This is a genomic window from Nocardia heshunensis (assembly GCF_054782115.1).
Window position 1 is genome coordinate 145,081 of sequence record NZ_BAAGTC010000007.1, and the last position, 8,492, is coordinate 153,572.

The window sequence follows — 8,492 nt, forward strand, 5'->3', positions numbered from 1 at the left end:
TGATGTCGCCGTCAGGGTTGTATCTATGGGAGGTGCCCCGGATGACCCGGTCTCCCCACTGTAATTCCTTGCCAAATGGGTCAAACATTCGCCGGGACGTCTTCGGCCCGGTGCCCGAGTCGGAAGGTCCAGGTGATGCCGATCGCACCCGCATCCAACTGCTGACGGGCAAGGCGGCCGCCGAGATTAGTTGCAGCACACCGGATACCAGCAGGCAGATGCCGAACAGGACACCGGCCACGATCAGGGCGGCGCCGGGCCTGGCTTTTCGGTGATTGTCATGCAAATCAGAATATGGACAATGGTCGGAATTGTTTCGGTGTCGAACATCACGAGTGGTAGGAATTTGAAATATGGCAGCGTTTCGCACTGCTGATCGGCAGGTCAGCGCGTCATTTTGTTGCCGTTTGTCAAATTGTAGAAATGTAAGGCGCAATTTCCGTTAGATTGCCAATGGTGCATTGCATACCGGTTGCGAGACGGTCGGGCGAACCATTCTGTGGGCTGACAAAGGAGACGGAGCATGCGTTCTCGGGGATTGCCTCTGATGCTGGCGTGCACGGCGGTTGTCGCGGTGAGCGCCGGGGTGGCCGGAATCGCGGCCGCGGTCGAACCGCCCGCGCCGACCGCGGCGGTGGTCGCGGGCGTCGAGGAGCGGGCGCTGCCCCTGCTTGGTGTCGAAAATGCCCGTGACATAGGCGGTTACCGCACTGTCGACGGCAGGCAGGTGCGGACCGGTCTGGTGTATCGCTCCGGCGAATTGTCCAAGGCGAGCGACCTGGCCCTGGCCTATCTGGCGATCCACCGTCTGAAGCTGGACGACGATCTGCGCTTGGGCTTCGAGATCGCCGCGGCACCCGACCGTGTCGCGCCGGGGGCGACCTACCGGAATATCGATGTCGTGCGCCAGGCTTCGCCGGAGGTCATCCAGTCCGCCTATGCCGCTGGCCCCGAGCTGTACCGGGCCTTCATCACCACGCCCGGCGCGAACGAGGGGTTCGCCGCGGTCCTGCGCGACATCATCGACACCACCGACGGCACGGTGCTCTACCACTGCAGCTCGGGCAAGGACCGCACCGGCTGGACCACGGCCGTCCTGCTGACCATCCTCGGCGTGGACCGCGACACCGTCACTTTCGACTACCTGCTGTCGAACTATTACCGAGATGCGGCCCCGGGCGACATCGCCAATGGCGTGGTGGTCTCCGCCCTCGACGCCGCCTTCGATCAGGTGAACCAGAGCTACGGCAGCTTCGACAACTACATCCACGAAGGGCTACGGCTCACCGATGCCGACATCGCCGCCCTCCGAGCGAAAATGCTTGTCTGAGCGCAGCAGCAGTCGTGCGGTGTGAGCGGCGGTCAATGTCATTGCCTCGGTGGGATTTTGGGGGTCGTAGCCTGTCAGTTCGGCGATCCGCGACAACCGGTAGGTGACGGTGTTGCGATGAATGTGCAGCGCGTCGGCCGTGGGGTTGAGGGCGTAGTTGTTGCGCGTGAACGCGGTGTAGGTCTCCGTCAGGATCGGCTGATCATCGAGCGGATCGAGCACGCGCGCGAGTCGTTCCCGGGTCTGCGCATCGACGGCGATCGCGTATTCGAGCATGAACCGCTCACGGCGGCAGATGATTTCGCCGGTATCGAGCGCGCGACCGAGCTCGGCGAGAGTACGGGCTTCGGCGAACGCCGCGGGCAGACCGGGCACCGAGCCTGCCGCGACGCCGAGCCAGAACCGCGGTAGCGCGTCGCCGACCGGACGCACTCGCTGCTCCAGATCGGCGATAGCGGCGCTCACCTCGCCGTCGAGCGGCACCAGCGCCGACCAACCACCCGCATCGGCGCGCACCAGCTCGTTCGCCGCGTGCGGGAAACGCATCCGCAGATTGCCGACGGTTCGAGGCGCTGGATCGTCGGCGCGGGCGACGACGACCAAGTAGTTCTCGGCGAGCCGAATTCGCGGATCGGCATGCATGTCGGCGACCGACCGGCCGGTGAGCAGGGCATCGGCGAGATCGTGGCGCGCTTCCAGTTGCTCCCAGCGCGGAGCGGCGGTGAAGGCGGCACCGGCAACGGCGATCCGGCTGGACACGATCGCGTTGTAGCGCGACAGCGGCAACGCATGCTCGAACATCAGTCGCCGAGTCGGTTCGTCGGCGTCGGCGGCCAGCCCGCGCCACACGTATTCGATGGCGCCCAACCGGATATCGAGGACCTCTTCCAGCGTCCGTCCGTGCTGCATGGCCGCGTGCGCCGCCTCGACGATCGGTGCCAGCGCCGCATCGGTGGGATCGATGCCGTCGATGAACAACGCGAACAACAGATCGACATGCAGGTGGGCCCGCTCGCGGAAATCGGCGGCCCCGACGGCGACCATGTCGGTGGGCTCCGCACCGGATACGTCGAGCACGTCGACGAATCGGTGTGCGGCAGCGCGCAATTGCGTCAACGCGGCTCGCGTCTGCGCGTCGGCCACGGCATCCCGTCCTTTCCGATTCCGGACATCAGCGACATGACAAGCCGGTCAGTCGATCGTGGGCGTCGTCTGCTGGTCGGATGGTTCGCGGAAGATGTCGAGGATCCAGGTGATGCCGAACTTGTCGCAAAGCACGCCGTACAGCGGCGACCATTGGGCGGGTCCGATCGGGACCACGATCTTCGCGTCGACGGCGAGTTTGTCCCAGAACTCGGTGATCTCCTCGGGGAGGTCGCCGCGCAACGCGAGGAAGAACGAGTTGTCGCCGCGGTCGAACGGGGTGTGGGCGGGCACGTCGTAGCCCATGATCCACAACCCGTTGTCGGCGGCGAGCTGCCCCCACATGACATGATCGGCGGCCTCGGCGGAGACCGGCACGATCTCCGCCTGTGCGTAGGTGATGAGGACCAGCTCGCCGCCGAACACCGACCGGTAGAAGGTCAACGCCTCCCGGGCCTGCCCGCGAAAGTTGAGCTGCGCGACCACGTTCACCGCCATGGCACTCCTTGTCCCGGTGCTGTTGTCGAGTCGACCCATCGTCGCACTCTCGCAGCCGATAACCGGTACACCGACGCTCGGCGTCATGGCCCAGGTCGCCCGATCGGGGCCTCAGCGGATTCTCAGCGACCCTTGGGCAGGCTCGTGCGCATGGAATCGATCACCGACGATCTGGTGTGGTTGTTGCTGGACGACGCAAACGGGGAAGCCGTTCTCGATCGCCGTGCGATGCGTTTCGTGGTCGAGGCCGCGCTCGATATCGACGCCATTGCGGAGGCTGGCCCCGGCCGGTCGGGTCTGCGGCCCAGCCGCGGAGAGACGGTGGCGTCGGCAGTCGGCCGTCTCGCGGAGCAATCGCGCGTCTGCGCGATGCCGATACGCCGATGGGGAGTTTTTCCGGCGCGATGCTTTCCTACGCTCGACCGCGCGGGCAAGACAGCGCTGCGCGCGGCGCTGCTGGGTGCCTTGCGGGGTGAACAGCCCTCGGATCGGCGGACTTCCGGATTGATAGCACTGCTGGCATCGGTCGACGCGCTGGCCACCCAGTTCCCGGACCTTGCCCCGACCGAGATCGAACGACTGACCACGGCTTTCCTGGCCTGCCGGGCGGACTGCCAGCAGTTGGCGCGACAGGTGTGTGCGGCGATCTGCCACGATTACGCTCGATCATTCTGCGGCGCAATGTAGTCGAACGGGCCTGCATCTCGATCGGGAGTACGCCAATCCACCGGCGCACTCTGGGCGAACCACTCGAGAGGGGATGCCCATCGATCACGGAGGAAATGTGAGTTTTCGCGGAGTCTGCGCATAGTGCAGCGGCAATCTCGCGCCCGCCGAACGCGCGCGGCGATCATCGACTCGGCTGCTGTCGAATTCGGCAAGTGCGGGTACGGCGCCGCATCGGTCAAGCGGATCTTCGAGGGTTCCGACGTGTCCAAGGGGTCGGTGTACTTCCACTTCGATTCCAAGGACAAGCTGGCCGAGGCGGTGCTGGAGACCGCGGATCGAAGTTACCGGGCCACCATCGTGCGGTGGTTGAGCCGGAACGATCTCAGCCCGTTGGATATCGTCCACGCGATCGTGGACGAGATGGCGACGCGGCTCGAACACGACTCCGTCGCCCAGGCCGAATTCCGGCTGGTCACCGAGCCCGAGCTGTTCGACCGGGTGCCGACCGATTCGGCGCGGGCCCTCGTCGAGACACTCCAGTCGCTGACCAAGCAAGCCATCGAACAGAACCAGATCCGGTCCGACGTCGACCCGAACACCTACGTTCGAACCGTGTTGGCGGTGTTGGCAGGTCAGCGTTACTTGCCCGAGCGATTCGGCATCGGGCTATCCCTGCGGACTCGATTCGGTGAAGCATTCGAGCTGATCACCGAATCCATGGCCACACCCGAATGGGTCGACGAATTTCACCGGACCGGTTGGCGAGCACCCGCCCGCGATGAGCCCGGTCGGTGACCGGCTCGCGAATGGCATCACGGTTCCCTCATACCGGTACAGACAAGGTGTGCTGATGACCGATCGGCGTGGTGGCTTCCTTCGGCGTCTGCTGGTGTTGGTGATCGGAGGGACGTTGTCGACCGTCGGCTGCTCGACGCCGGGTCCGGATTCAGTTGGCGTACAGGGTTTTCCGGTCGGCCAGGTGGCCGACTACCAGCTGGGTGGGCAGTATCCGCCGCCTCCGGGCACGAAGATCGTCGTGCGGGACAGCACGGCCGAGCCTGCCGCCGGCCTGTACAACATCTGCTACGTGAACGGGTTTCAAACCCAGCCCGGGGAGCGGGAGCTCTGGTTGCGCGACCGCCGCGATCTGGTTCTGATCGGACAGAACGGAAGTCCGCTGATCGATGAGAACTGGCCGGACGAGCTGATCCTGGACACCTCGACACCCGCGAAACGAACGCGCCTCGCCGAGATCATCAACCGCAGCGTCGATACCTGTGCCACCAAAGGGTTCAACGCGGTGGAATTCGACAACCTCGATTCCTATACCCGCTCCCAGGAGGCCCTCACGGTAGACGACAACATCGAACTGGCTGCTGCCCTGGCGAAGTTCGCGCACGCGGCCGGTTTGGCCGTCGGTCAGAAGAACGCCGCCGAACTCGGCGAGCGAGGCAGGGGGAGAGCGGCTTTCGACTTCGCGATTGCCGAGGAATGCCTGCGCTTCCAGGAATGTGGCAGTTACGCTGAGGTTTACGGGCAAGCCGTCATCGACATCGAATATGTCGACGACCTTCCTGCTCCCCTCGGCAACGTGTGCTCCCTGCCGAATCGGTTGCCCACCATGATCATTCGAGATCGCAAACTGGTGGCACAGGGCGCCACGGGCTACTTCTACCGGGCCTGCTGATCGATCAGCCGATGTGGTTGGGCCGATTCCTCGGCGGCACCAAACCTCTCGGCGTAGCTGTGCGAAGCCCTATGGTGCCCACTCCGCGGGATATCCGGCGAGCCCGGAGGAATGCAGGTGAGACGTTTGACGGACGACCGCAAGCCGCTGGCATGTCCGGTCGAGGCCGGGCCTCGTTCGGACGAGGTGTGCATCAATGGTCGGTTGATCACGGAGATCGCGGGTGGAGATCGGGCCTCCTTCACCGAGTTCTATCGGATGACCAGTCATCGCGTCTACGGTCTGGCCCTGCGCATGCTGGGGAACCGGGCGACCGCGGAGGAAATCGCGCAGGACGTGTACCTGCAGGTGTGGTCGATGGCCGGGCGGTACGACGAGAATCTGGCGAGTCCGATCGGGTGGCTGATGATGCTCACCCATCGGCGCGCGGTCGATCGGGTGCGCCGCGAGCAAGCCGGTGAGAACCGCGACATCGCTTACGGCAGAAAGCATATGGAGCCCGGTCGCGACGTGGTCTCCGAGGCCGTCGAGTTGCGCGCCGACCGCCGTGCGGTGCTGGGCTGCCTCGAGACGCTCACCGATCGGCAGCGCACGACCATCACGCTGGCCTACTACGGCGGACTCACCTATTCCGATGTCGCGGACCACTTGGAGGTACCCGTCGGCACGGTGAAGAGCCGGATCAGGGACGGGCTCGAGCGCCTGCGGACCTGTCTGTCGGGAAGCGATCGTCGATGATCGGTGCGGACCAATCCGGAAGCCGGTCGGCTTCGATATCCCTTCCGTGAGTCCGGTTTCGTGTCCGGTTGCTCGCTTCAGATCCCGGCTACTACGAAAGGTCGATCCCGCATGAGGTTGATCAGCCCGCGGTACGCGGTCACGATCGCAATCACGATCACCGGCTTCGCCACCGCGGCAGTGCTATCCGGCGTGGGCGCAGCCGCCGCCGACCCGATGAGTGACCTCGAGCCGCTGCTCACCTCGAGTTGCTCGTTCGACCAAATCGATTCGGCGCTGCACGATGTGGCACCCGATACCGCCGCGCAGCTCGACGCGCTCCCGGCGCAGAAGTCCGCGTTGAAGAGTGCCTACGACCGCCCGATCGACGAGCGGCGTACCGCGTTTCAGGCGCTGATCACCCAACAGCAGCAGATGGGTGTCGCCGCGAACGCCAATCCCGCCTTCGGTCCCAAGATGAGTCAAGTCGTCGGTAGCTGCCACCAGTACTGATCATCGCCGGACTCCGGGCCTCGGCGCACGATTCGTACCGAGGCTCGGAGTGATTGGCAGGAAATGGGTTTCGCTACCTTCGGGTGGCCTTACAGGAGGCGATTGTCCGGTGAGCACCGTCGAATGGCGAGACCTGGGTCTGGTCGAACTCGCGTATCCGTACGCGCTGGACGCGGTGTCCGATCGGGAACGCGACACGATCGAGCGCCGCAGGAAGCGTGCCGATCGGCTCACCGCGGCCGCCTTCGATGACACGGTGGACGCGGTCCGGGAGACCCTGGCCGAGCTCGTCGCCATCGATGCCTGTCCGGCCACGGCCGAGGTGGAGGACCGACTGATGCGCGCGCTGGATCGCGTGCTCGCACCCACCCGCGACCGGACGGGAACCTTTGCCCGGTTCGGTCGGTGGTGTGCTTTCCGCCGCGGTGAACGATGAGCGGCCCGATCGCCTACGGCGGCCTCCTGGACTGATCGATCATTCGCGTCTGCACTGTATGTAATTCGTGTAGACCAATCGGTTGGATTGGTTGTCGCGCAAGGTTTTTTGCGCGGCGGCGAATCGGGGCGTGTGATTGCCGAATGTGGTGAAACACGCCGCCCTCCGGTTCGGCCGGTCGCCGACGATGATGGGTACGGTCCCTCCCATGGGTATGCCGACTCGGACGAGCAGATTGCTCTCAGTTCTGTTGTGCGCGACCTTTCTTGCGGCCGGGCCGTGGTCCATCGCGGCGGCCTCCGACGGCGCGGGTCCCGAGCTGGGACCCGGGGGAGTGCCGGTTCCGGGTAACGTGCCCGAGCGGCCGATGCCCGCGCCCGAGCGGATCGTGCCGGTGCCTTCACCCGGTGTCGTCTGCCCGTTGCCTTGAGCGATCGGGCCATGATTGCCCGCGCTCCGCGTAATGCGGTTTATTCGGTGTGTCGCAGCGACCAAACCGAACGGGGGATCCATGCGAAGCATCATTGGATGCTTCTCGGAATCTGTTCGGCCGCTGACCAATCCGGTCGCAGGGTATGGGCGAAGCCCCATTCGTCGCTGTCCGTCCGCGCCTCGTCGTGGCGCACGTATCACGGAGGAACGAGATCATGAACATGCTTCAGTACTCGCTCGCGGTGGCACGGTGAGTGGGTGTCGACGTGACGGACGAGGAGCATAGCCGGATCATTCCCCTCTTCGGAGCACTCGGCGGACCGGAAAATTCCGAATTGCCGGCATGTCCTGCCGAACGGCCGAATCCGGACGAACTGCTGGCGCATCGGCTGACCGAACTCATCGTCGCGGTCGGTGCGGGTGATCGTGTCGCCTTCACCGAGCTGTATCGCCTGACCAGTCATCGCGTTTTCGGGCTGGCCCTGCGCATGCTCGGCAATCGGTTCACCGCCGAGGAGGTCACGCAGGAGGTCTACCTGCAGACCTGGGTGCTCGCCGAGCGCTACGACGCGGCCATGTCGACGCCGATGGGGTGGCTGATGATGCTCACCCATCGGCGCTCGGTGGATCGGATCCGGATCGAGCGATCGGCGACCGATCGCGAAATCGCCTTCGGGCAACTGCATCTGGACCAGGACCGCGACGTCGTGCTGGAAGAGGTCGAACAGATTCAGGACGAACAGGAGGTGCTGCGCTGTCTCGACGCGCTGACACCCCTGCAGCGCGAGACGATCTCACTCGCCTATTACGGCGGCCGAACGTATTCCGAAGTGGCCGAACACCTCGGTGCGCCGGTGCCGACGGTGAAGACCCGAATCCGGGACGGGCTCAAGCGTCTCGCGGACTGCCTGCTGGGGAGCGGGCCGAAGTAGGTAGGGGGCCATCGGCATTCGGTGCGGTGTCCTCGCCCGCCACCGAAACCGTCCAGATTGTCTGACTTCGAAGCTATTTCGATCATGGACCAATCCGCCCGCCCGGTCTGTGCGATTCCCTAGCTGGGTGTTGCG

Annotated in this window: 11 protein-coding genes; 8 read left to right on the forward strand and 3 right to left on the reverse strand. The window is 64.9% G+C overall.

All coding sequences use genetic code 11. From position 1 onward, the window contains the following. The first annotated feature begins 523 nt into the window (after nt 1–523). On the forward strand, nt 524–1,330 hold the full coding sequence (locus ACYVN4_RS23760) for a tyrosine-protein phosphatase (protein ID WP_460724194.1): 807 nt from the start codon (nt 524–526) through the stop codon (nt 1,328–1,330). Here the strand turns inward: ACYVN4_RS23760 and ACYVN4_RS23765 are convergent. Both ACYVN4_RS23765 and ACYVN4_RS23770 read right to left on the reverse strand, forming a co-directional pair. Beyond that, nucleotides 1,277–2,473 carry a PucR family transcriptional regulator gene (locus tag ACYVN4_RS23765; RefSeq protein WP_460724195.1) on the reverse strand — a complete coding sequence of 399 codons (1,197 nt, stop codon included), beginning with the start codon at nt 2,471–2,473 and terminating at the stop codon, nt 1,277–1,279. The genes ACYVN4_RS23760 and ACYVN4_RS23765 overlap by 54 nt on opposite strands. A 48-nt stretch (nt 2,474–2,521) precedes the next feature. Next, nucleotides 2,522–2,971 carry a VOC family protein gene (locus tag ACYVN4_RS23770; RefSeq protein WP_460724196.1) on the reverse strand — a complete coding sequence of 150 codons (450 nt, stop codon included), beginning with the start codon at nt 2,969–2,971 and terminating at the stop codon, nt 2,522–2,524. A 150-nt stretch (nt 2,972–3,121) separates the two neighbouring features. Here ACYVN4_RS23770 and ACYVN4_RS23775 point away from each other — a divergent pair, with 150 nt between their 5' ends. From ACYVN4_RS23775 to ACYVN4_RS23800, 6 genes are all read left to right on the forward strand, one after another. Then, a complete protein-coding gene (locus ACYVN4_RS23775; RefSeq protein ID WP_460724197.1) occupies nt 3,122–3,658 on the forward strand; it encodes a GPP34 family phosphoprotein in 537 nt (178 codons plus the stop codon). A 123-nt stretch (nt 3,659–3,781) separates the two neighbouring features. Next, nucleotides 3,782–4,435 (forward strand): TetR family transcriptional regulator, encoded by a 654-nt coding sequence (locus ACYVN4_RS23780; protein ID WP_460724198.1) that lies wholly within the window; start codon nt 3,782–3,784, stop codon nt 4,433–4,435. Between the two features lie 55 nt (nt 4,436–4,490). After that, the gene (locus ACYVN4_RS23785; protein ID WP_460724199.1) at nt 4,491–5,327 is read left to right on the forward strand and encodes an endo alpha-1,4 polygalactosaminidase; all 837 of its coding nucleotides are present in this window, start codon (nt 4,491–4,493) and stop codon (nt 5,325–5,327) included. 111 nt (nt 5,328–5,438) lie between these two features. Continuing rightward, nucleotides 5,439–6,065 carry an ECF RNA polymerase sigma factor SigK gene (gene sigK, locus ACYVN4_RS23790; protein ID WP_460724200.1) on the forward strand — a complete coding sequence of 209 codons (627 nt, stop codon included), beginning with the start codon at nt 5,439–5,441 and terminating at the stop codon, nt 6,063–6,065. Nucleotides 6,066–6,176: 111 nt separating this feature from the next. Beyond that, nucleotides 6,177–6,557 carry a hemophore-related protein gene (locus ACYVN4_RS23795; protein WP_460724201.1) on the forward strand — a complete coding sequence of 127 codons (381 nt, stop codon included), beginning with the start codon at nt 6,177–6,179 and terminating at the stop codon, nt 6,555–6,557. A 109-nt stretch (nt 6,558–6,666) separates the two neighbouring features. Then, nucleotides 6,667–6,993: an RskA family anti-sigma factor gene (locus ACYVN4_RS23800; protein WP_460724202.1), complete on the forward strand. Its 327-nt coding sequence runs from the start codon at nt 6,667–6,669 to the stop codon at nt 6,991–6,993. Nucleotides 6,994–7,032: 39 nt separating this feature from the next. Here ACYVN4_RS23800 and ACYVN4_RS23805 read toward each other — a convergent pair whose 3' ends face one another. Further along, on the reverse strand, nt 7,033–7,506 hold the full coding sequence (locus ACYVN4_RS23805) for a hypothetical protein (RefSeq protein ID WP_460724203.1): 474 nt from the start codon (nt 7,504–7,506) through the stop codon (nt 7,033–7,035). Between the two features lie 254 nt (nt 7,507–7,760). Here ACYVN4_RS23805 and ACYVN4_RS23810 point away from each other — a divergent pair, with 254 nt between their 5' ends. Continuing rightward, nucleotides 7,761–8,357 (forward strand): sigma-70 family RNA polymerase sigma factor, encoded by a 597-nt coding sequence (locus ACYVN4_RS23810; RefSeq protein ID WP_460724204.1) that lies wholly within the window; start codon nt 7,761–7,763, stop codon nt 8,355–8,357. Nucleotides 8,358–8,492 lie beyond the last annotated feature (135 nt).